Origin of the sequence: Microcoleus sp. F4-D5 (genome assembly GCF_036704885.1) — a bacterium.
GTDB lineage: Bacteria > Cyanobacteriota > Cyanobacteriia > Cyanobacteriales > Microcoleaceae > Microcoleus.
In genome coordinates this window covers 1-21,914 of the sequence record NZ_JAUBSX010000038.1, presented here as the reverse complement: position 1 = coordinate 21,914, position 21,914 = coordinate 1, and the positions used below count along the sequence as shown (strand labels likewise).

General features: G+C 44.3%; 19 protein-coding genes and 2 pseudogenes. 14 read left to right on the top strand and 7 right to left on the bottom strand.

Annotated elements, in window-relative coordinates:
* Positions 1-139 precede the first annotated feature (139 nt).
* Entirely contained in the window at positions 140-1,000 is an 861-nt protein-coding gene (locus tag QUA80_RS18455; RefSeq protein ID WP_333426567.1) for an Hpt domain-containing protein, read from the top strand.
* A gap of 147 nt (positions 1,001-1,147) precedes the next feature.
* On the opposite strand, the gene QUA80_RS18450 is transcribed toward QUA80_RS18455, so the two are convergent.
* On the bottom strand, positions 1,148-1,522 hold the full coding sequence (locus tag QUA80_RS18450) for a hypothetical protein (RefSeq protein ID WP_333426566.1): 375 nt from the start codon (positions 1,520-1,522) through the stop codon (positions 1,148-1,150).
* A 462-nt stretch (positions 1,523-1,984) separates the two neighbouring features.
* Here QUA80_RS18450 and QUA80_RS18445 point away from each other — a divergent pair, with 462 nt between their 5' ends.
* The 3 genes from QUA80_RS18445 (at position 1,985) to QUA80_RS18435 (ending at position 7,252) form a co-directional block, all read left to right on the top strand.
* Complete coding sequence (locus tag QUA80_RS18445; RefSeq protein ID WP_333426565.1) at positions 1,985-4,501, top strand: ATP-binding protein; 2,517 nt, start codon at positions 1,985-1,987, stop codon at positions 4,499-4,501.
* A 123-nt stretch (positions 4,502-4,624) separates the two neighbouring features.
* Positions 4,625-6,088: a CIA30 family protein gene (locus QUA80_RS18440; RefSeq protein ID WP_333426564.1), complete on the top strand. Its 1,464-nt coding sequence runs from the start codon at positions 4,625-4,627 to the stop codon at positions 6,086-6,088.
* A 285-nt stretch (positions 6,089-6,373) separates the two neighbouring features.
* Positions 6,374-7,252 carry a sugar ABC transporter permease gene (locus QUA80_RS18435; protein WP_333426563.1) on the top strand — a complete coding sequence of 293 codons (879 nt, stop codon included), beginning with the start codon at positions 6,374-6,376 and terminating at the stop codon, positions 7,250-7,252.
* 158 nt (positions 7,253-7,410) lie between these two features.
* Here QUA80_RS18435 and QUA80_RS18430 read toward each other — a convergent pair whose 3' ends face one another.
* Together QUA80_RS18430 and QUA80_RS18425 are read right to left on the bottom strand one after the other, a co-directional pair.
* Positions 7,411-8,112 carry a DUF4079 domain-containing protein gene (locus QUA80_RS18430; RefSeq protein ID WP_333426562.1) on the bottom strand — a complete coding sequence of 234 codons (702 nt, stop codon included), beginning with the start codon at positions 8,110-8,112 and terminating at the stop codon, positions 7,411-7,413.
* A 32-nt stretch (positions 8,113-8,144) separates the two neighbouring features.
* Positions 8,145-10,418, bottom strand: coding sequence for a glycosyltransferase (locus QUA80_RS18425; protein WP_333426561.1), 2,274 nt, complete (start codon positions 10,416-10,418; stop codon positions 8,145-8,147).
* 21 nt (positions 10,419-10,439) lie between these two features.
* Here QUA80_RS18425 and QUA80_RS18420 point away from each other — a divergent pair, with 21 nt between their 5' ends.
* Positions 10,440-10,610, top strand: coding sequence for a hypothetical protein (locus QUA80_RS18420; protein ID WP_333426560.1), 171 nt, complete (start codon positions 10,440-10,442; stop codon positions 10,608-10,610).
* Between the two features lie 13 nt (positions 10,611-10,623).
* Here the strand turns inward: QUA80_RS18420 and QUA80_RS18415 are convergent, their stop codons facing one another.
* On the bottom strand, positions 10,624-10,989 hold the full coding sequence (locus QUA80_RS18415) for a YHS domain-containing (seleno)protein (RefSeq protein ID WP_333426559.1): 366 nt from the start codon (positions 10,987-10,989) through the stop codon (positions 10,624-10,626).
* Positions 10,990-11,026: 37 nt separating this feature from the next.
* Between QUA80_RS18415 and QUA80_RS18410 the strand changes: the two genes are divergently transcribed.
* The 4 genes from QUA80_RS18410 to QUA80_RS18395 all read left to right on the top strand — a co-directional run bounded on the left by QUA80_RS18410 (position 11,027) and on the right by QUA80_RS18395 (position 14,578).
* On the top strand, positions 11,027-11,287 hold the full coding sequence (locus QUA80_RS18410) for a hypothetical protein (protein ID WP_333426558.1): 261 nt from the start codon (positions 11,027-11,029) through the stop codon (positions 11,285-11,287).
* A 389-nt stretch (positions 11,288-11,676) separates the two neighbouring features.
* Positions 11,677-12,288 (top strand): cupin, encoded by a 612-nt coding sequence (locus QUA80_RS18405; protein WP_333426557.1) that lies wholly within the window; start codon positions 11,677-11,679, stop codon positions 12,286-12,288.
* 113 nt (positions 12,289-12,401) lie between these two features.
* Positions 12,402-13,901, top strand: a complete 1,500-nt coding sequence (locus QUA80_RS18400; protein ID WP_333426556.1) for a HAMP domain-containing sensor histidine kinase — start codon at positions 12,402-12,404, stop codon at positions 13,899-13,901.
* Positions 13,898-14,578: a response regulator transcription factor gene (locus QUA80_RS18395; protein WP_333426555.1), complete on the top strand. Its 681-nt coding sequence runs from the start codon at positions 13,898-13,900 to the stop codon at positions 14,576-14,578. The genes QUA80_RS18400 and QUA80_RS18395 overlap by 4 nt, the downstream gene beginning before the upstream one ends.
* A 92-nt stretch (positions 14,579-14,670) precedes the next feature.
* On the opposite strand, the gene QUA80_RS18390 is transcribed toward QUA80_RS18395, so the two are convergent.
* Complete coding sequence (locus QUA80_RS18390; protein WP_333426554.1) at positions 14,671-15,093, bottom strand: DUF6335 family protein; 423 nt, start codon at positions 15,091-15,093, stop codon at positions 14,671-14,673.
* 254 nt (positions 15,094-15,347) lie between these two features.
* On the bottom strand, positions 15,348-15,554 hold the full coding sequence (locus tag QUA80_RS18385) for a hypothetical protein (protein ID WP_333426553.1): 207 nt from the start codon (positions 15,552-15,554) through the stop codon (positions 15,348-15,350).
* Between the two features lie 165 nt (positions 15,555-15,719).
* Between QUA80_RS18385 and QUA80_RS18380 the strand changes: the two genes are divergently transcribed.
* On the top strand, positions 15,720-16,133 hold the full coding sequence (locus QUA80_RS18380; protein WP_333426552.1) for a peptide chain release factor 1: 414 nt from the start codon (positions 15,720-15,722) through the stop codon (positions 16,131-16,133).
* Positions 16,134-16,348: 215 nt separating this feature from the next.
* Here QUA80_RS18380 and QUA80_RS18375 read toward each other — a convergent pair whose 3' ends face one another.
* Positions 16,349-17,860, bottom strand: a complete 1,512-nt coding sequence (locus tag QUA80_RS18375) for an FAD-dependent oxidoreductase (RefSeq protein WP_333426551.1) — start codon at positions 17,858-17,860, stop codon at positions 16,349-16,351.
* A 101-nt stretch (positions 17,861-17,961) separates the two neighbouring features.
* On the opposite strand from QUA80_RS18375, the gene QUA80_RS18370 reads away from it, so the two are divergent.
* The 4 genes and pseudogenes from QUA80_RS18370 to QUA80_RS18355 form a co-directional block, all read left to right on the top strand.
* Positions 17,962-18,807 carry an ABC transporter permease gene (locus tag QUA80_RS18370; RefSeq protein WP_333426550.1) on the top strand — a complete coding sequence of 282 codons (846 nt, stop codon included), beginning with the start codon at positions 17,962-17,964 and terminating at the stop codon, positions 18,805-18,807.
* A 110-nt stretch (positions 18,808-18,917) separates the two neighbouring features.
* Positions 18,918-19,769 carry an ABC transporter permease gene (locus tag QUA80_RS18365; RefSeq protein ID WP_333426549.1) on the top strand — a complete coding sequence of 284 codons (852 nt, stop codon included), beginning with the start codon at positions 18,918-18,920 and terminating at the stop codon, positions 19,767-19,769.
* Positions 19,770-19,820: 51 nt separating this feature from the next.
* A pseudogene (locus QUA80_RS18360) lies at positions 19,821-20,882 on the top strand (ABC transporter substrate-binding protein).
* A 222-nt stretch (positions 20,883-21,104) separates the two neighbouring features.
* A pseudogene (locus QUA80_RS18355) lies at positions 21,105-21,842 on the top strand (ABC transporter ATP-binding protein); the annotation flags it as partial.
* Between the last annotated feature and the right edge of the window lie 72 nt (positions 21,843-21,914).

The following is a 21,914-nucleotide window of genomic DNA, read 5'->3' as shown; positions in this document are numbered from 1 at the left end:
ACTACAGTTGCCGTGAGTCAGAATAAAACAGATTAGGGCTTAAAAACAAAAATAACTCGTCAGTTCAATATCGCTTCCAAGCTATCAAATGTCTGACTAATGACTAATTATACTCGGGTGCCTTTCGGAGAATAAAATTATGCTGCCAGAACAACTACAGCGCATCATCGGGTACTTTCTCGAAGAAGCCACAGAACACATCCAAATCATCGAACAAGGCTTGCAGGGCCTGGAAAACACGGTGCCGGCTTCCCACAGGATGCACCAGCTCATTCGAGCCTCGCACTCGATTAAAGGGGGAGCAGCTATGCTCGGATTTAGCAGCATTCAGCGAATTGCCCATCGGTTGGAGGATTATTTAAAGCTGCTCAGAGAATGCCCGATCGCCATTGATAGCAGGCTGCAATCGCTATTAACCCAAGTTTTTGATATTTTAGCAGCCCTCGTGTCCAAGGTTTCTAAGGGTTTTGGGCTCAACAACGAAGACGCAAGCCAAATGATCTCCCTCGCCGAACCGATTTTTGACGAACTCGACGCTTACCTGAGAGTGCTCATTCCCACTCGCCTGAGTGTCAGGGCTAACACCGATGAACACATTCACGTTTTCTCCGGTTACTGCACCTCATTGGAGGAATTTTCCTCCGCCATTGCTTCGCGCGTCGGTTTGCTGGGAGGCACTATTACCCGCCACGAACAGGAAGGCGAGGGCATACGCCTTTGTATTGACATTTACCTGCCGCCTTATAGCAGGATTGAAAACATCCGCCAAGCTGTCGAACTTTCAGGCGCTGCGATCGGGACTGTTCAGACGCACCGCGATTTTTCGCTACTGGCGAGTGGAGATTATCCGGTTTACCAAAGTGCGATCGAACGTCCCGCAATTTGCGCCGGATGCCGCTACTATTACGGCAGAAGCGACGGCGGCTATCGGCTCAACTGCACGATCCATCCCCGCGGCCCAGAAAAAGAAGAAGACTGTCGCGATCGCGAACCGGAATAACTGCTGAAAACTCAGCCTTCGGAAGCAAGATTTGCCACCAGAAAAACTTACTTCTGAAACCACTATTCTCTCTTAAACCTTTGACCTTACCCCCTGCAAAATTCTTTTTGCTATCTTCGATAACTAAACTCCTAGATAATTAAACTCCTAGATCGCTAAATCTTTCTTCTTGGTAAAACCTCCCCTAAAAGCTGATACCGCAACTCCAATTAATTGCATCATGCTCGCCGGATGCCCCACTGCCCAGATATTGATAGCCAGACAAGTGATTGCCATAACTAGCAAGATGTATGTCGGAGGCATGACTACCCCGATCGCGAACCAGGTAAAAACGTGAAATATCATTGCTGTAGCCCAAAGGCTGGCCACAACCACAGAGGCCCAAACTTGCATTCGAGGTCGGTTTAGTCCCGTCAAAATCGCTGTCTGCAAAGTAGTCAGCAAGTTTGCCGGAACTAAGAATGCACAGATAGCTATGCAGTAGGTATGAGAAAACTCAGTAACTGTATTGAAGTCGATCATCAGTCTAATTTTCGGGCCTGTTGGATATACTTAAAGAGCTTAACGTGACTTGACTTTCAGATCTTGTCACCCTTACCTTAACTTAATAATTTCGTCATTAGGCCGCTCTGGAGACGCATTTATCTTCCCCTTTTCCTGCTGGCAAAATTTTACCACAACTCTTAAAATTTTGAAAAAATATTAAATCTACTTGAAGAATGGTAACAATTGCTGCGATAATTAACATCGGGGATCGATCGCCGTTCGTATAGAAGAGCCAAATCCGTAAAATATTTAGAAGACCAGCGCCGATATAACAGCAACACAACAGCTTGCTGATACTCTGATGATTGATTGTCAGCAGCAGTCAAGCTAGCGAGCAGTTGTCCGATCGCGTAATATTAAGATTATTGAAAAACTAATTTTATCTCAAATCTAAATCAATAGAACCCTCTCGAAATTTGACAAAGGAAAACACCCAAAATGGATAGACAAAGCACAATCCTGCCCCTCGCAGAAGTTGACTTGACAAACTGCGACAGAGAACCCATTCATCTATCGGGGCACATTCAGCCGCACGGGGTGCTACTTGTTGTACGAGAACCTCAACTAGAAATACTGCAAGCCAGCGAAAATACGCAAGATTTGTTAGGAATCGAGGCCGAAAGTGCGATCGGTCAAGATTTGAGCTTATTATTCGATCCAGTTCAGCTAGAAAAACTCAATGCCTGTTTGCGGAATGAAAAATTAAAAACAGTCAATCCAATTAAACTATTTTTCGAGACAGCAGGTAAATCTTTAGAATTTGACTGCATCCTTCACCGAGTAGAAGAAGTTTTGATTGTCGAGTTAGAACTAGCCACCAGCCAAGAAAATCTTTCTGTTTTTAGCTTTTATCATTCAGTCAGAGCCACTGTCAGCAAAATTCAAAATGCCAAAAATCTTAACGATTTATGTCAACTGGCTGTAGAAGAAGTCAGGCAAATATCGGGGTTTGATAGAGTTATGGTCTATCAATTCGATCGCGAAGGCAACGGCGCCGTGATCGCTGAAGACAAAGCAGAAAAGCTGAGTCCTTTCTTAGGATTAAACTACCCCAGCTCAGATATTCCCAAACAAGCCAGACAACTGTATTCGTTAAATTGGCTGAGGTTAATCCCAGATATTAATTATCAACCAGTCCGCCTTGTTTCAGGAAACAATGCTGTCACCACCCAGCCCACCGACCTCAGTTTCAGCGTGTTGAGAAGCGTTTCTCCCATTCACATAGAATACCTGCAAAATATGGGCGTTGCAGCTTCGATGTCAATCTCGTTAATCAAAGACAAAAAACTGTGGGGATTGATTGCTTGCCACAACTATACACCAAAATACCTCAACTATGAAGTGCGAGCCGCCTGCGAATTTATCGGGCAAGTAATGTCCTTAGAACTGCAATCAAAAGAAGGCAGCGAAGACTACGACTACAAACTACACTTAAAATCTATTCAAACCAAGATTTTTGAAGATATATCTACCTCCGAAAACTTGTCCCAAGTGTTCGTTAACTGTCAGCACAATTTGCTGGAAGCAGTCAACGCCAAGGGAGCAGCAATAGTATTTGGAGAAAAATGCTATCAAGTAGGACAAACACCTCAGGGAGAATCGCTCAAATACTTAACTCAGTGGGTGAAAAAGCATTTAACTAAAGAAATTTTTTATACCGACTCGCTGACCAAATTATATCCAGAAGCTGAGGAATTTAAAGACACAGCCAGCGGGTGTTTGGCGATAGAAATATCGCCGACTCAGAAAATATATGTTTTGTGGTTTCGCCCGGAAGTAATTAAGACCGTAAATTGGGCGGGCAACCCCAATAAACCAGTTGAAACCGATGAAAATGGCAGCCAGCGACTGTCTCCTCGGAAATCCTTCGAGCTGTGGAAAGAAAATGTGAGGTGCAAATCTTTGCCTTGGAAACAATGCGAAATAGACGCTGCATTGGAACTGAAAAAAGCAATGATTAATATAGTGCTGTGTCAAGTCGATAAACTCAAAAAATTAAATACAGCACTGCAAGCATCAGTCGCCAGAGAACGGGAAAAAACTGCTAATTTAGAAACAGCGATGTCCGAGCTTAAGCGGGCGCAAACTCAATTGGTGCAAAGCGAAAGAATGTCGAGTTTGGGACAGTTAGTGGCGGCGGTAGCTTATGAAGTCACTAACCCGATTAACTTCATCTACGGCAATCTTAGCTATGCCAACGAATACAGTCAAAAAATGATCGATTTATTGCAGCTTTACGACCAGAACTATCCGTCGCCTTCGCCAGAAATTCAAGCACAAATAGAAGCAGTAGAATTAGAGTTCATAGTTGAAGACTTGCCGAAGTTGCTGGGCTCAATGAAAGTAGGAGCTAACCGCATCCGCGAGATAGTTCAGTCGCTGCGAAACTTCTCTAGAATTGACGAATCAGAGATTAAACCAGTTGACATTCACGATGGATTGGACAGCGCTTTGTTGATTTTGAGCAACCGACTCAAACCGAAGCCCGATCGCCCAGCAATTCATCTCATCAAAAAATATGGCTCTCTGCCTTTGGTTGAGTGTTACGCAGTTCAGATCAACCAAGTATTTATGAATGTACTGACAAATGCAATTGATGCTCTAGAAGAGGCTTTTGTCAACAAAAATTTATCGCCGCACGGCGGAGAAGAGCCAGTTAAGTGCGGACAAATTCGGATAGTGACTGAAGTTTGTCCGGGAAAAAAAGCCGTAGCAATTCGGATCGAGGACAACGGTTGGGGCATGGAAGAAAAAGTGCGCCAGAAAATTTTTGAGCCGTTTTTTACCACAAAACCGATGGGCAAAGGTGTGGGGATAGGTTTGGCGATTAGCCGCGAAATTGTGGTAGAACAACACGGCGGCAAATTGACTTGCATTTCTGCCCCCGGAGAGGGAACCGAGTTGATTATTGAGATTCCCTTAAGCCAAACTCATCCTAAACCCGTAGTCAAGTGAAAAAAAGTCCGCGCAGACGTTGCTATCCCGAAGGGTAGGGAATCGCCCAAATTCAAAAATCGAAAATTCGATTAAAATACAAAAGCAGCTAAGTAGATTTGAGCCAATTCTGAGGAAGCTTGTATGAATGAAAAAAAAACCGCCCAATGGGATGCCGGCCGGTTTCTGAAAACCTTGGCTTATTTCGGCATCATTCCCTTTATTGGCAGCATTAGCTGGCTGCAACAACTCTTTGGCAGCAGCAGCAAAACTAAAAAAGACCAACCCAAACTGATACTCGTAGCCGGTGCCACCGGCGGCGTCGGAAAGCGAGTTGTCAAGCGGCTACAACAGCGGGGATATAGAGTACGCTGCCTCGTCAGAGATGCTAAAAGAGCAACAGAAATTCTCGGCAAAAATGTCGAGTTAGTCGAAGGAGATATCGCTCTCCCAGAGACGCTAACACCGCTAGTAACCGAGGGCATAGAAGCAGTTATCTGCTGTACGGGCACTAAAGTTCAACCGATAGAAGGAGACACCCCAACGCGGGAAAAATATTATCAAGGCATCAAATTTTATATGCCGGAAGTTGTCGATGTTCCCGAAATAGTCGAATACAAAGGCCTTAACAATTTAGTGCAAGCTGTTCGCCGCCAGCTAATTCAAGCAGGCGAAAAAACAATTTTTGACTTCACAAAACCCAGCCAAGATTTAAAAGAAACTTGGGGTGCCCTCGACGATATCGTAATGGGCGGCATCAGCGAAAGTTCGATCCGGCTGACAGACAATACAGCTATATTCACAGGGAATGTTTCTACTGCCAACTCGGGCGGCTTTGCTTCGGTGCGTACCCGCAACTTCGATCCTCCGCTTAATCTCGCAGGATTTAGCGGCCTCCAACTTCGCGTCAAAGGAGACGGCAAGCGCTACAAATTGATTGTTCGCAGCGAAGCTAAATGGGATGGAATTGGCTATTGCTATTCGTTTGATACTGTTTACAATATTTGGATTACTGTCACCGTTCCTTTTGATGAGTTAATTCCAGTATTCCGCGCCAAAACTGTTAAAGATGGATCGAAATTTGATGCCAGCAGTATTTTTTCTTTTCAGTTAATGTTGAGCAAGTTTGAATATGATGGCGCGCTCAACCCGAAATTTACACCTGGTCTTTTTCAACTGGAGTTAGAATCTGTTAAAGCTTATGGGGGAAAGAATTTGCCGCGATTTGTGATGGTGAGTTCGGCAGGAGTTACCCGCCCGGGCCGCCCGGGAATTAACTTGGAAGAAGAACCGCCTGCTGTCAGGATGAATGATATGTTGGGGGGGATTTTGACTTGGAAGTTGAAAGGGGAAGATTGCGTGCGATCGAGCGGCATACCTTATACTATTGTCAGACCTTGCGCTTTGACAGAAGAACCGGGAGGCAAAGCTTTAATATTTGAGCAAGGAGACAATATTAGGGGCAAAGTCAGTCGGGAAGATATTGCAGAATTGTGCGTGCAAGCCTTAGAACAACCTCAAGCTTGCAACGTTACTTTTGAGGTAAAAGAGGGGGAAAATGGCAGTTCTCCCGGAGACTGGCAGGCTTTGTTTTCGGGAGTTAAATAACATATTGCACTTCTTAGTAAAATGAGGTAGGCTTGGTGATTGGTAATTGGTAATTGCTAATTGAGAAAAAGGATTTCGCCTGTCAGCATACCTCATTTATTTGAGAAAGGCTATGCGATCATCAATATTGAGTAAGATTAAATGAACCGCAAGGACGCGAAGGAACAGGAAGAAAAAGATATAGTTCTTCCTTCGTACTCTTCGCGTTTTCGCGGTTTAATCATTCCGATGTAACTGGATTTGGTATGATGAGTAAAACAATAACCAATAACTAATAACTAATTTATGTCTGTGACTTTTTTGCGACGAAACCTGACTCCTTATTTGTTTTTGCTGCCAGCTTTATTTATTTTGAGTTTGACTGTTTTGTGGCCTGCGGTGCAAGCTTTTTATTTGAGTTTTACCAACTACGAATATGATTTAACTCAAATGCCGCAGTGGGTGGGGTTGAAGAATTTTTACAGGTTGTGGGGCGATCGCACATTTTGGCAAACTTTGACGAATACGGTGCTGTATCTCACCTGCGTTGTGCCTGTATTGGTTGTTGTGCCGTTGGGAATGGCGATTTTGTGCAACCAAAAACTTAAGGGGATGAACTGGTTTCGAGCCGCATACTACACGCCGGCGGTGATTTCAATGGTTGTCGCCGGGATTGCTTGGAAGTGGCTGTTTGCTGAGACTGGATTGCTGAATCAGTTGGGGGAATTGTTGGGTTTACCTCCTGTTTCTTGGCTGGCTAATCCGAAGTTAGCAATCTTTAGCGTCATGGCAGTTACTATCTGGAAAGGATTGGGTTATTACATGGTGATTTATTTGGCTGGGCTGCAAGCTATTCCGGCAGAACTTTATGAGGCGGCTGCTATTGATGGTTCTGATGGTTTGGGAAAGCACTGGGATATTACTGTGCCGCTGATGAAGCCTTATTTAGTTTTAGTTGCGGTAATTTCGGCGATTTCTGCTACTAAGGTTTTTGAAGAAGTTTATATTATGACTCAGGGCGGGCCTCGCAATAGTTCTAAGACTGTTGTTTATTATCTTTACGAACGGGCTTTTAATGATTTGGAAATTGGCTACGCTTGTACGATCGGGCTGGTTTTGTTTTTGCTAATTTTGGGTTTGTCAATTTTGCAAGTTAGCCTTCAGGGCTTGACTCGCAATGATTGAGATTTATGACTGATTACAACTGACGCACTCCGGGCATCATAAACTCGGTTTCTCGTTCTCATTCCTGTGATTAGCAGGACTTTGTTACATTCAGAAACCGGGTTTATTGGTCTAATTTCTACTAATTTTAGACTTGCATCTCGAAGTAATGCGATCGCTCACGGTTTGGGGCAGGTCTTATTGGCGAAATCACAGCTATAAATATAGGGTTTCTGCCAGTTCAGAGGAATTTCTAATAAATCCCTGGTTCCGGTCATTCCCTGTCCCAGAAAGAGCAGCACAGCGATCGAGTTCAAGATCACATGGACAGTGCGCCAGCGATTTGAGCGGTCTTTGTAAATGTCTTGAATGATGGCAAGGGAAAAAACCATAAGTAACGCAGCGGTGATGCCAATGTAGTAGTGAGACCAATACCATTCATTGGTTCGCCGATAAACGCCATCTTGAGTGCCAAGAATCACCAAACCAGTACCTGTTAGGGTCGCAAATATCCCCCGCCATAAAGCGGGTGTCGCTCGATATAGCATGACCAAAGAGCCGATCGTAGCAACAAACATCAGAATGATGAAAATGACCTGAAACGAGTTTTTGTTCCAAACATCCTTGCTCAAAATATGCTCAAAAATCGGGTAGGCTAGACCCAACAACGTCACTCCTACCACAGAACCTGACAGAATCCGACCTGCTTTGACGTGTTCTGGACCAACTACAGGTGGAATTTTGCTCTTGGTGTCGATCGCAATTTGCTTGCGACGCTGCATAGTTTGCCACGCCATATTGAGAACAACACCAAGCATAGGAAAAACAATCGCTACAGCTAAAATAGGATGCAGCAAACCCATAAAATCTTTAAATTCCATACAGCACCTTTTCGTTCTTAAAGTTGATAAAACTAAACTTTCGAGACCTTCAGGAAATCGATCGCCCGAGTTCTGTCAAACAAAACGCGAGGCTTCAATAAAATCCCAAATAGCAGGAATAGAGACTTTAACTCACCAGGAGTGCAATGGCGTTTCCATTGACCCGGACGACAAAACAACATCTCCACCAAACATCGATGTTGGGGCAGAGCCAATTTGTCAAAACGGATGTGTACTGAGGGAAATTCATTACTAAAATCAACCCTAGTTATCTGTCCTTGTAGCCTCAAATTATCTTCCATAATTTTGAGGGTGACTGGAACCGTTTCTCCTGCAATCAGTGAAGGGAATCCGGCTTGAGTCATCTCTACATGAACCCCCACTTCAGAAATGAAAGTAGTGACGCCCCACATAACTTTTCCATCAACTGCCAGCCGTACCAATCGACGCAAATCAAACCATTCATACCGATCGGATTTAGGAGCGTCTAACAATATTAACAGCGTAATGCTCATAATTAAAAGGTTGTAGGCGCTCCAAATCCAACCAATGCCCAACCCTTTGAAATGCTGGATGATTTCAGGCTCTGATGCGTCCATCTGAACTTGAATCAAACAGGTTCCCAAAACGTGCCACAGACTGATCGCATTCGGAATAAATAATAGCACCAACGGTAGCGCTAACTTCCAGTTGAAGGAAAAGCGATCGCTCACAGTGCCTTTGGGTGTGACGTTAAATCCTTTGGAGAAGGGAGACAGCATCACCTGAACGACGGTCAGAACCAGCGGGAACGCTAGTACCAGTGAGTAAATATCAGACAGTAATGCCGATCGCGATCGGTGATTCAACCAGGAGAAAACCGCTAACTGCACTAAATAATAGGGCATAAAAAAGTACAACATTTCTGGAACACTGGCTCGGATCGGAATCACGCCCAAGAAGGAATAAGCTAAGGGCATCAATAGAAAGCCTATGCGCGGAATGCTGCTAAACCAATTCAAGAGTCCTTCTAAATGGGCGAGTCGCTGAAGGGGGTTTAGTCCGGGGATAGTAAGGGGATTGGAATCAATAAAAAAAGCTTGTAAAGTTCCCCGGGCCCAGCGCAGGCGTTGAGTGGCGTAAGCAGAAATATTTTCTGCTGCCAAACCAGCGCTCAGTTTTTCGTTGAGATACACTAAGCGATAGCCTTTAGCAGAGAGTTGAATGCCTGTGAAATAGTCTTCACTGAGCGATTCGGTGACAAATCCTCCAGCGTGTTCTAAGGCGCTGCGTCTCACAACAAAGGAGGTTCCAGAGCAAACTACACTGCCGGCACCATCTTTGAGCGGTTCAATTTGGCGATAAAAAACCTCTTCTTCCGGGGTGATAACGTTATCTAAGCCTAAGTTACGGGCGATCGGGTCAGCATTGTAATAACTTTGAGGCGTTTGAACCAGGGCCACTGTGGGATCTTGGCAGAAACCAACGGTGCGAATCAGAAAGTTTTTGGTAGGGATAAAGTCGGCATCAAATACAACTATTAATTCTCCTTGAGTATAAGCTAAGGCATGATTCAAATTCCCTGCTTTCGCATGAAAATTATTAGGTCTAGTCATGTATTCACAGCCTAATTCCTCTGCAAGTTGCCGGATTTCTTCACGCCTGGTGTCATCAAGCAGATATATTTTTTTATTGGCATATTCGAGGGCTTGACAACCAATTACCGTGCGTTTGAGAATATAAGCAGGCTCATTATAAGTGGGAATCAAAATGTCAACCGATGGAGTGAATCGACCCTCAACCACATCGATTGCCAACCGATTCGCTTCTGGACGGCGATCCTTTACCCACAACATCAAAAATAACTGAAGGATATTGGTAAGCAAGAGGAAAATTTCTAGAAGAAACAACCCAATGCTAAAGACTCCATTTAATGGATCGGATACATTTAAGGTTGTGAGCGATCGCCACAGCAGATAACGAGTCACCAACATCAACAAAATTCCCACAACTACAACCCGCGACCAGGTTCGGGGTACGGGCGAAACCCGCATAATCACCCAAGAAATCGCCAGCAGAGCGACCGTAGGTGTTAGCAAATACTCCCCCATTACCATCGGCACTTGCAGCCACATCGGAGGATGATTTTGCATTGCTTGCAGTTGGGCAAATAGACGATCGAGAGTGCCGTTACCGGAAAACCAAGCAGCGACGAGTCCACCCGCTAACATAACCGAACCTAACATGACGGTGGTGGCGATCGGTATCCGGTTTCTGGGCATACTATCTCGACGATGAAAGCCCAAATAATTAAGCCATGAAGTCATAATTTTGTTTCAGCAAATTCTATGAATTGGCGCCACAGGCTTTCCGGCCTGTGCCACCAGACATCAAATTGGTTGTGGGGAGTAGGGGTTGGGCGTCCCGCCCGCCCTAAGCAGCCAAAGGCTGTCCGGCCTGTGCCACCAGACATCAAATTGGTTGTGGGGAGTAGGGGTTGGGCGTCCCGCCCGCCCTAAGTTCTATTTGAGCTTAGCGGAACAGTTCTTTGTTATTCAGAATAGCGGGCCAATTTTTGTTTCCTGAAGCAATGTGACCGGGGATATCCCCCATCCACTGTGCTTGTACTGTTTTATCGTAGTTGAGATAAAGCTTCCCATTAACGATTTTCCAGGCGTCAGGCTGGGTCACAACAAGATGTCCTTCACTGGTACCCTGGGCGCAATATCCACCGTATTGAGGAGCATACTTTTCAGGGTTTTTAGCAAACATATCACGGTTGGCTGCACTAGCAAACATCCAAGTTGTTCCACCCCAATTATGTTTAAATTGGCTAACTCCCATAACTAATTTGCTTTGGGTGAAATAGGCTACGACATCCTGACCATCAAGAGCCATACCTTTTTCGGTGTAGAACTGAGGATGAAGGGTTGTTGTGCTGCTTCTACCAGCGCAAGGATTGGCTTTACCAGCGCAAGGATTGGCTTTACCCGCACAAGGATTGGCTTTACCAGCACAAGGATTGGCTTTACCAGCACAAGGATTGGCTTTACCCGCACAAGGATTGGCTTTACCAGCGCAAGGATTGGCTTTACCCGCACAAGGATTGGCTTTACCCGCACAAGGATTGGATTGTGCAACCCTGGATGAAATGGTTGTAGAGTTTGAGTTTGTTGAAGACTTGAAGTTGCCGTAGCTAACATTAGTTGTTACCAAACCTAGAATGGTGGCAATGGCGATCGTGGTAATGTATTTTACTTTCATGTGTCTAATTCCCAGATAACTTGTTAATAGTTCCATGCCTGATATTTGCTTGAGAATTCTTGCTCTCTGGCAATTTTTCTGGCTTTTTGTTGTCCTCAAGACTTGAGGTTGTTTACATTAACACTCAAGAAAATGAGTGCTAGATGAGGAAAAGATGGATGGGAGATAAAACTCTGAATACTTTATACGTCCCTTTCTTCAGCAAAAATTCATCTGGGAATTAGGAACGCATCATCTAGTTGCCAGGAATGTCTTATAGAGTGGAGATTCACCCTGACTATCTTTTAGTAGTGCAGTAATTTAACCGCGAGTTGAGAAATTATGATAGGAAAAGACTGGTTAGTGACTGATGATGGACAGTGCAATATTTTTGAGGCTACAAGTCAAATTGAAGATTTGACCCATCCCTACCGACTTTACCGCTTTTTAACTGACTTGGAAGATGTATTAGAGCAAATTAGTGATGATTATTTACGACTCCAGGCAATTTGTCCCCTTGTCCGCAGGTTGTTAGATAGTTCCTCCTGGTTTCAAATTGCTCTACTTGAGCCTGACTCTGAGACAGGCTGGGCAGTACAAACACTGTATGATGAACCATTTTTTCCTCTGACGGTGCAGTTGGTGGCTTGGGCTCCGGGTGCAGTTTCTCCCATTCACAATCATGCCAGTTGGGGATTGGTGGCGCTACTTGACGGACAGGAGAAAAATACTTTTTGGCAGCGATCGCCAACTCGCAAGTTTCCCGATAAAATTACCACAGTGGGAGATATTTTGCTTGCTCCTGGTGACGTTTTGTGCTTAATGCCAGATGCGATTCATCATGTGGAAGCACTGGGAGATAAACCAACCATTAGTTTTAATCTTTATGGTGTAACAGATTACGATCGACGATTTGAGTTTAACCAGATTAAAGGCACTGCAGAAAACTTTTAAGATAGCAGCCTGATGAAAGGAAATATCAACAAATCTCAAATATAGCGGGCGATGAGCGCGGCTGCACTAATTTTCTTCGGTTCGACGCGATACTAATTTTATCTAGTTAAAATTTGACTCGTTTTAATGCTGAATTCTCCTCACTACCTGACGATATAATGAAGCTAATTCGCCAAGTTAGAGCCGCTATCAACCATATCACGGGCAAGCGAATTTCCACCTCTTCGCTTCAGTTTCGCCTGACGCTGGAATTGCTGGTACTCTCGATTTTAGCACTGAGCAGTGTGGCATTTTGGGCCGGCTGGCAAAGGTCGCAAAATCTAGTCGGCGCTCATAAAAAAACCCTGGAATACATTGGAATACGCTTTCCAGAACAGGTTGAACTTTATAGTGAAATGGGCTCACTAGAAATTGGCTTAACCCGAAGTGTGCATAAAGCTTCCACAGGAGGAATCATGGTGTGGGTGAAGCGAAATGATGGGATGCTTTTGGTGAATTCACCTGATATGGATCTGCAATCTTCTAAGATTACGAAGATGATATCGTTGACGGAAGTACCTGCTGAGCCGACTTTTGTTCGGGTGGGCGATCGCTACTTGGTGATCTGCAGCAGAACTCTGAGGATTAAAAATGAGTTACTGGGTACGGTATATTTCTCTCAAGATATCACTGATGAGCAACGTCAATTAAATGATGGGATTCGCAGTCTAATTGTTGTCAGTATTGTGGTAATCTTAGTGTTAATGTTGGCGATCGCCAGTCGCATTCGTCATGCTCTCCATCCTTTGGAACATATGAGTCAGGTAGCTAGCACTTTGTCTGCTGATAATTTGCAGGCGGCAAAACTCCAACTGCATCAGGCTCCTGATGAGATTTTAGGACTAGCGCAAACCTTTAATGAGATGTTGTTTCGCTTATCTGGTTCTTGGGAGCAGCAACGCCAATTTGTCGGTAATGTTTCCCACGAATTACGCACTCCTCTAACCGTTGTAGTTGGTTATTTACAAAGTTTGCTGCGACGCAGCACTAACTTGAGTGACTATCAGCAACAAGCACTGGAAACAGCCGTTGGGGAAACTGAACGCACGATTCGGATGTTAGAAGATTTGCTGGATTTGGCACGTGCAGATAGTGGCAACTTGCACTTTCGTTTGAATCCGGTGATATTGAATACTCTGGTGGCTGAGGTAGCCCAGATGAGTCAAAAAGTTAGCAATCGGAAAATTATTTTGGTGTCAACTGATGACGATGTTGTAGCCTGTGCGGATCAGGATCGTTTACAACAAGTGTTAATTAACTTAGTCGATAATGCAATCAAGTATTCTGCTCCCGAACAACCAGTTGAGTTAGTCTTAGAAAAGAGGGAACAGCAGGTGATGATTCATGTGGGCGATCGCGGAATTGGTATTTCTCTCTCCCATCAAAACCGGATTTTTGAGCGGTTTTACCGGGTGGATGAGTCAATGACGCGCTCTAGAGACGGTACAGGGTTGGGATTGGCGATCGCCAAAAGCCTCATCGAAGGCATGGAAGGACGTATTACGCTCCGATCTAAACCGGGAGAAGGTAGTATTTTTACTATCACCTTACCTGTCTGGAATCCGCAGCTATGAGCGATCGCATTCTCCTTGTTGAAGATGACTCTAAACTGGCAAAGTTCATCGAATCTGAACTTAGTCTTGAAGGATATCACGTCACTGTCGCCCCCAATGGATTGGATGGATTAACGATCGCTCGTGATGCTCAGCCGGATTTATTAATTTTAGATTGGATGCTTCCCGGTATCTCTGGATTAGACATCTGTTTAAGGTTGCGATCGACTGGTGTTCAAGTACCAATAATTATGTTGACAGCAAAAGATGAAGTACCCGATCGCGTGACTGGATTAAATGCTGGAGCTGATGATTACGTTACTAAGCCTTTCAGTATGGAAGAACTCCTCGCGAGAGTCAAAGCCCGTCTGCGCCGAACTCAAACAAATGACCCGGATAATTTACAATTTGAAGACCTAATATTGAACGGTTTAACCCGTGAAGTTTATCGAGGCAGTCAACTAATTGAACTCACTGCCAAAGAGTTTGATTTGTTAGAATTTATGCTGCGAAATCCCCGTCAAGTGATTACCCGCGACAGAATTTTAGAAAAAGTCTGGGGTTACGATTTTATGGGCGAGTCAAACATTATTGAAGTGTATATTCGTGCGTTACGGATTAAGTTAGAAGCAAGTAACTCAAAACGCCTGCTGCATACTGTTCGGGGAGTTGGATACGTTTTGCGAGAGCAAAAGTGAGGAGGAGCGGATTTACAAAGACTTGGGATATGAAGTATGGATACTGGTGAATCCGCTCCTATTCTACTACCTATTTTTGGGATTGAGTAGACCTAGAAATCCGGTCGTTCCTGATAATCTTCCGCAGAACTCGGGTCTAATTCCCACCGACTTTCATCTCGACGTTCAAGCATATTTGTTGTGTGCAAAATAGCCCCATCGGCCATCTCTATGCCCGCAGCGGCTCCGAGTTCGTCAACAATATCCAGGTCGGGAGTAGGCGTGGTTCCGCCCACCGATTGCTCGCCAGTGGCACTTTCTTGTTCCGCAGCCGGATCGCCATCCTCACCGCCGATTTGGGAACTGGTGGCAGAGTATTCCGAACTGCTGTCCTGCAGGGTTGTTATGTCGTCTTGGCTCAATCCCGGTCGATCGATGACACCGGTACCGTAAGATTCGGTAATTTCTTGAGGCAATTCGCCCAAATTATCGCGTTCTGCTGTTTTTTTTGCGTTGCCTTTTTTTTCGTTTGCCACGATACTTGCTCCTGTTTGTTTTTGAACTTTTTGTTTTTGAACTTAATTAAATTTAAAATGTCTTAATTTGGCTTTAGCTAAATTGTTTTTATTAATTGCCATTGGCTATAATGTAAATAGTATGATAATTGCTATTTAAGCTTTTAGCTTCTCTCCTAGGAAATATATTGCTTCCGATCGGCTATTTCATTAGGAATACAAAAAGCGATCGCCCGTTTGAAAAGGGCGATCGCTTTTTAATGAAGAGGCTAATTCTATTCGGGAAAATCAGGGATTACCCATTTGGGGGGTTCCATCCGTTTCCTTCTCAGGGCTTCCTCTGCTATTTCTAGCATTTTATCCAGAGAAGTATTTTCAATAAAATTGGATGTTGCTTTTGCGTATTCTCGCTTCGGGCACTTGTCGCCCAGAACGCAGCCATTGACGCAAGCTACAGCACAATCGACAGTGTTCTCCACCATAACTTTTTTCCTTTCACGGTTCCAACAACTAATAGGCAGGTACTTTGGGTTAATTTGTCAAGAGACTGCTCTATATCTTTATTTTACTTCACAAATTGTCATTAAAGGTCGATCGCCAGGGCAAAACTGTTATAAAATCAAAGCAACCTACCTAATCTGCCGATCGTGAACAATTTTCTGCGGCGCTTAAAACTTTTACCTTGGCGAGAAATGCTGCAAATTGCCGCCCTCGTCAACTCAATCGTGATTGGACTAGAGCTATTTTTAGCCTGGGGTTTCACGCAATCGCGGGCAATCCGCAACATCCTGATGCTTCTCTACGGCTCCTCCCTCGGGATATTGATACCTTTAGCAGTAGCAGTGGGAATGGGAGCTTTAGCAGTGTACTTTTTAGAGTATTGGCAACAACAATTTTTGCTCAACCGAATTAGTTTGTGGGTTTTAGTTTTGTGCGTGTTCTTGGGTTTGGTTTTAAAATCATTCCTACCCATACCTGCTTCTTTAGCAAGTTTATCAGAAGCTGCACTAATAGGAATTACGGTGGGAGTTTTTTGGAAGGGCCGGCCTTATTGGCGATAGTCATGCCATTTTAGATTTTAGATTTTAGATTTTAGATTGGCTATGACTGACGAAGCTCGTGGTTTCGAGCTTGTATTCTTTTTTGAAAATAGTATCATTAGTCAGCGGTCATTGGTTATTAGTCTATATGTAGGGTGCGCAAGGCGCACCTTACCGCTTAAAACAAGAAATTCCCTCTTCCTTATTCCCTGTTTTTTCTTGTTTCTTCTTCCTTCTTATGGCAGCCAAAAATCGGGAATAAAAGTTTTAGTCAAACTGCGAGCAAACTGATTAATTGTTCTCCCGATTTGAATGTGCGGTTCGTCAGCTTCCACGGGAATAATTGCCGCTTTGTTCCCAAGTCTGAAACGCGAAATTACCAAATTTGCCGCCTCCAAACCAGTAACATAAGCCTTTTCCTGCGACCAAGAACCGTGACGGGTCACAACCCAATCGCCGCTCATGAATACATTATCATAACTTGTTACCGCAGGCAACAAATACTGATAGCTACCAGGGGCAAAATGCGTCACCGCCCGCGACAGCCTAATCGCGCTGCTGTCAATTACTTTTGCCTCCCGAAAAGCCGGAATGCAAGTCGCTAAATCCCGCTGAACTAGGGAAACAATTTCCTCATCTTTCAGGGGAATTAATTGATTTGCGTGATAAAAGTCAGCTTCGACAACTGTTCCCGGTTCGGATCGAAATTCGTCATGCAAAGCATTCAAATCAAAAAACGTCCAGCCTGTAGTTGAACTAAATCCAAAACAGGCATTAGAAGGCAGGGGAATATCAATTTTTCGGTCAAACCACAGGCGAACAGCTAACACGTCAACTGCACCCAAATTCATCGCGTCCCGAAACTCTTGGCGGCTTTGCAAAGCTGGGCTGCTGCTGATAATTTTTTGCATTCCCGTGACGCCAACTGCAAAAATAACTGCATCTGCCTCGAAGGTTTTGTCGCCGCAAATAACGCCTGTTGCTCGGTTGTTGCTGTCAACTTTTAAATCAGTAACTCGCTGCTTTGTCAATACTTTTGCGCCGAGTTTTTCCAGGCGCTCGACCCAGGGACGAAAGATTTTTTCTCCGACTGTTCCGCGACACCAAACTACATCAAAATCCGGTTGATGTGCTAATATGAAATAATACAGCATTCCCAAAGCGGCGGCGGCAGAACATTGTTCTCCTGGTGCAAATAAACCTACTAATAACATCGGTTCAAAAGCATCGCGATACAGCCTTGCAGAAACGCCAAACTGTTTGAACAATTCGCGGGCTGTGACGCGATCGTACCTGCGCCAAGCTTCGTCGGAATTGTCGAAATCTAGGACGGCGTAGAGTAAGGGCAAGGCTGAAAGCCGATCGACTAATGGCAGCCTTTTAAATCTGGTGTAAAGAAAAGTTCCTAACGGTGTGGGAAGTCGCGGTTCGTCCTGAAAAATTGGCGATTCTACTTCCAATCCCGCCGGTGAATACTGACAAGAACGAGTCCAAGGTGTGAAGGGATCGAGTCCTAATTCCTTGACTAAGGAAAAGATATTTTTGTAGGGATACCAGAAGCCATGAATGCCTGCTTCTACGGAACGCCCGCCGGCGGTTTTCCACCCTGCAACTAAGCCTCCCGGATAAGGGCCTGCTTCTAACAAAGTTACGTCATAGCCTTGCTGGGCTAGGTGATAGGTAGCGCCTAAACCGGCCCATCCTGCACCGACGACGACTATTTTTGGGGTTGACGATTCTGCTGACATTGCGTACCTCTTGATAATTTATTAATGATGACATAATTCATAAAATGCGGATTTGATATAAAATGTGTTGAATTATGTGCTAAATTTCGCTTGAGTGAATAATGAGTGTCAAAAACCGCCAGCAAACTAACCTGTTGCTGCTCTTATTTCCCGCTACCGCATGGCTGCTCGTTTTCTTCATTTTGCCCGTGCTAATTGTACTGTTGTACAGTTTCTTAGAACGCGGTACATACGGCGGCATTACTTGGATATTTACTCTCAGCAACTACCAGCGTTTGTTCAGCGGACTTTTCTTAGGAGTAATTGGGCGATCGCTCTGGCTGGCTTTTTTGACAACTGCCGCTTGCTTGTTAGTTGGCTATCCCCTAGCATTCTTCATCGCCACCCGTTCTCCCCGCTGGCGAAATGCTTTGCTTTTGCTGGTAATTATTCCATTTTGGACTAATTTTTTAGTGAGAACCTACGCCTGGATCATACTCCTGCGTAGCGAAGGAGTAGTTAACACAGCCTTGCAAAGCTTGCAAATTATTAGCGAACCGTTAAACTTGCTTTTTACGCCTTTCGCTGTGGCGATCGGTCTTATTTACGGCTATTTACCTTTCATGGTTCTGCCTTTATATTCTAGCATAGAACGCTTCAATTTTTCATTGGTAGAAGCCGCTCACGATTTAGGGGCTAATGATATCCGAACTTTCTGGCGCGTATTTTTACCATTAACAACTCGCGGTATTGTTGCAGGCTCTATTTTAGTTTTTGTTCCCGCCGTCGGCGCTTTCATCACACCGGATATATTGGGTGGTTCTAAAACAGTTATGGTGGGAAATTTGATTCAAAATCAGTTTATGAAAGCCCGCGATTGGCCTTTTGGCTCGGCACTTTCTATGCTGTTGACGGTAATCATATTGATTCCTGTATTAATTTACTTCCGCGTGTCTGACGAAACTTAAACAGGTAGATTGAGATTTACAGTTGGGTGGGGGCGGGTTTATGAGATTATTGGTCTTAGGCACAGATTGTTTGTAAAACCCGCCCCTACAGGCGAACCTATTTTTGACTAATGACTGAACTAGATTTACTCGTGCGGGCGATCGGCAAAAAGTGGCTTTGGGTACAAGCTTCACTAGCATTTGCCTTTCTTTACTTGCCAATTCTCATCTTAATTATTTACTCCTTTAACGCCTCCCGATTCAATGCCGTTTGGCGCGGCTTTACCCTCGATTGGTACCGCAGTTTGTTTAGCAATGCAGGCGGGACGATTGCTGCGAGTAGCAGCGCCGGAATTGTGACAGCCCTTAATAACAGCTTGCTAATTGCAGCTATTTCGACTGTGTTAGCCACAATTTTTGGTACAACGATCGCCCTAGCATTGGAACGCTTTCATTTCCCAGGACGTAAAGCAGTAGAAGCTTTACTGTTTTTGCCGATTATCATGCCCGAAATTACGATCGGCATTTCGCTGCTAGTTTTCTTTACCCTAGTATTTCGGATCGTAGAAAATCTCACGGGAATTCGCCTCAATCTCGGCTTACCTACCGTAATTATCGGTCACGTTGTCTTTAATATTTCCTTTGTGACTATTACTGTCAGGGCGCGTTTGGCGGAACTCGATCCGATATTAGAACAAGCAGCTTTTGACTTAGGCGCTAACGAATGGCGGACTTTTTGGCGCATCACTCTCCCTCTAATTGGGCCCGCTATTTTCAGCGCGGCACTGCTGGCTTTTACTCTGTCGCTGGACGATTTTGTCGTGACATTCTTTACCACCGGCGTCGGTTCGGTAACGCTGCCACTATTTGTTTACGGCATGATAAAATTTGCAGTAACGCCAGCGATTAATGCTATCTCAACTTTGATGTTGTTCGCTTCCTTATTGCTGGTTTTATCAGCATTAAAAGCTCAGAAAAGTTAAAAAAATTGCTTTCTGTGTCATAATTATTGTCGTCTGCAACTAATACAACTTATGAAACGCCTGCTGACTTTTCTAATTTTGTTTGCGATCGGTGCAATCGTGGCTTTCGGCTGTAGCCCCACAGGTGGCAGCCAGCAGCAAGTGCTCAGTATTTACAACTATGCAAGTTATATCGCCCCAGAAGCGATCGCCCAATTCGAGAAAGAAAACAATGTTAAAATTCAATACGACACTTTCGAGAACAGCGACGCACTCTATGCCAAACTAAAACAGGGCAACCCCGGTTACGACTTAATATTTCCCGCCGATTACATGGTGAAAATCATGATCGCAGAAAATATAATTTAGCCGCTGAACTTAAACAATATTCCCAACCAAAAGAACCTAGAACCTAAGTTTATCAATCAAGCTTTTGACCCGGGGAATAAATATTCCCTGCCCTACCAGTGGGGAACGATGGGAATTGGCTACAACGTGAAAACCACCAACGGCGATATCAACAGTTGGGCGGCGATGTTCGACCCTAAATATACCGGAAAAGTGGCGTGGCAAGACGATGCCAGATACACATTTGCAGGAGTTTTAATGTATTTAGGGTTCGATCCAAATACAACCAATCCCGAAGAGATTAACAAAGCCCGCGATTTGCTGATTAAAAGTAAAAATATCATTGCCGCTTTTGTCCCCGATACCGGTCAAAATCTGCTCGATCAAGGAGAAGTAAATCTGACAGTGGAATGGAGCGGCGATGTTTTTCAAGTAATGAAAGAAAATCCCAATCTCCGCTACGCTATTCCCAAAGAAGGAACAATTATCTTTTCTGACAACATGGCAATTCCCAAAGGTGCGCCCCAAAAAGAGTTAGCAGAGAAATTTATTAACTTTATTTTGCAGCCAGAAGTAGGAGCCCAAATTTCCAATTTTATCCACTATGGCTCGCCCAACAAAGCAGCAATCGATCGAGGTTTAATCGACCCGAAAGATTTGAAAAATCCTCAAATTTACCCGCCGTCTGAGGTGTTTGGCAAAATGAAATTATTGGAGGATGTCGGGAAAGCAACCGCATTGTACGATCGAGCTTGGACGGAAGTTAAAGCAGGAGCAGGAAAGTAGATATAAAACAGGTTTCTGCCCGGGCTGGTTCACTTAAATTCTTAGTTTGCATTGGAGTTGCACCATCGTCAAGAACGGGCTATTCTGCCCGTTCCACAAAACTTAATTTTCTCGCTTTACGGGCCGAAGAGCCCGTTCCTAAACAAGTAATTGAGAATGGTGCAAGATATCAGTTTAACCAGACTCGAACTCAGATTTTTATTGCTCACACATACTAACACAATGCACGCCGTAGAAGTCCTAGAAGTTTCCAAAGTATTTAAAAGCGCCCGCAGTCAAGATTTCTTAGCTGTAGACAACATCAACCTGCAAATTTACGATCGCGAATTCTTTTCTTTACTCGGCCCTTCTGGCTGCGGCAAAACTACAACTTTGCGAATGATCGCCGGTTTTGAAATGCCCACAGCGGGCGAAATTTACATTCACGGCCAACCGATGCAAAATCGCCCGCCATTTCACCGCCCAGTAAATACGGTATTTCAAAACTATGCTTTATTTCCGCACATGACAGTAGCACAAAATACCGCTTTTGGCTTGGAAATGGAGAATTTACCTCAGAAAACAATTCGCGATCGCGTTGCTGAAGCCTTAGCATTAGTACAGTTAACCGAGGTAGAAAAACGCTATCCCCGCCAACTGTCAGGGGGACAGCAGCAGCGAGTAGCATTAGCAAGAGCATTAGTCAAACAGCCGTCTGTTTTGCTGTTGGATGAACCTTTAGGAGCGCTGGATTTAAAATTGCGTAAAGAGATGCAATTAGAATTAAAAAAAATGCAGCGAAAATTGGGAATTACGTTTATTTATGTGACTCACGACCAAGAAGAAGCGCTAACAATGTCGGACAGAATAGCAGTGATGGATGGAGGAAAACTGCAACAAGTCGGGACACCTGTTGATATTTATGAATATCCTAAAACGCGGTTTGTTGCTGATTTTATTGGCGACAGCAATTTTTTAACCCACATTCCGCAGATATTCGATCGAACTTAATTTCAAAGAGATTCAGAATTATCAAACCCTCAAATGATTACT

What these genes read in the sequence shown, in the direction of transcription:
- QUA80_RS18455 (WP_333426567.1), top strand. Translation starts at nt 140, where the DNA reads ATGCTGCCAGAACAACTACAGCGCATCATCGGGTACTTTCTCGAAGAA.
- QUA80_RS18450 (WP_333426566.1), bottom strand. Translation starts at nt 1,522, where the DNA reads ATGATCGACTTCAATACAGTTACTGAGTTTTCTCATACCTACTGCATA.
- QUA80_RS18445 (WP_333426565.1), top strand. Translation starts at nt 1,985, where the DNA reads ATGGATAGACAAAGCACAATCCTGCCCCTCGCAGAAGTTGACTTGACA.
- QUA80_RS18440 (WP_333426564.1), top strand. Translation starts at nt 4,625, where the DNA reads ATGAATGAAAAAAAAACCGCCCAATGGGATGCCGGCCGGTTTCTGAAA.
- QUA80_RS18435 (WP_333426563.1), top strand. Translation starts at nt 6,374, where the DNA reads ATGTCTGTGACTTTTTTGCGACGAAACCTGACTCCTTATTTGTTTTTG.
- QUA80_RS18430 (WP_333426562.1), bottom strand. Translation starts at nt 8,112, where the DNA reads ATGGAATTTAAAGATTTTATGGGTTTGCTGCATCCTATTTTAGCTGTA.
- QUA80_RS18425 (WP_333426561.1), bottom strand. Translation starts at nt 10,418, where the DNA reads ATGACTTCATGGCTTAATTATTTGGGCTTTCATCGTCGAGATAGTATG.
- QUA80_RS18420 (WP_333426560.1), top strand. Translation starts at nt 10,440, where the DNA reads ATGAATTGGCGCCACAGGCTTTCCGGCCTGTGCCACCAGACATCAAAT.
- QUA80_RS18415 (WP_333426559.1), bottom strand. Translation starts at nt 10,989, where the DNA reads ATGGCTCTTGATGGTCAGGATGTCGTAGCCTATTTCACCCAAAGCAAA.
- QUA80_RS18405 (WP_333426557.1), top strand. Translation starts at nt 11,677, where the DNA reads ATGATAGGAAAAGACTGGTTAGTGACTGATGATGGACAGTGCAATATT.
- QUA80_RS18395 (WP_333426555.1), top strand. Translation starts at nt 13,898, where the DNA reads ATGAGCGATCGCATTCTCCTTGTTGAAGATGACTCTAAACTGGCAAAG.
- QUA80_RS18385 (WP_333426553.1), bottom strand. Translation starts at nt 15,554, where the DNA reads ATGGTGGAGAACACTGTCGATTGTGCTGTAGCTTGCGTCAATGGCTGC.
- QUA80_RS18375 (WP_333426551.1), bottom strand. Translation starts at nt 17,860, where the DNA reads ATGTCAGCAGAATCGTCAACCCCAAAAATAGTCGTCGTCGGTGCAGGA.
- QUA80_RS18370 (WP_333426550.1), top strand. Translation starts at nt 17,962, where the DNA reads ATGAGTGTCAAAAACCGCCAGCAAACTAACCTGTTGCTGCTCTTATTT.
- QUA80_RS18365 (WP_333426549.1), top strand. Translation starts at nt 18,918, where the DNA reads ATGACTGAACTAGATTTACTCGTGCGGGCGATCGGCAAAAAGTGGCTT.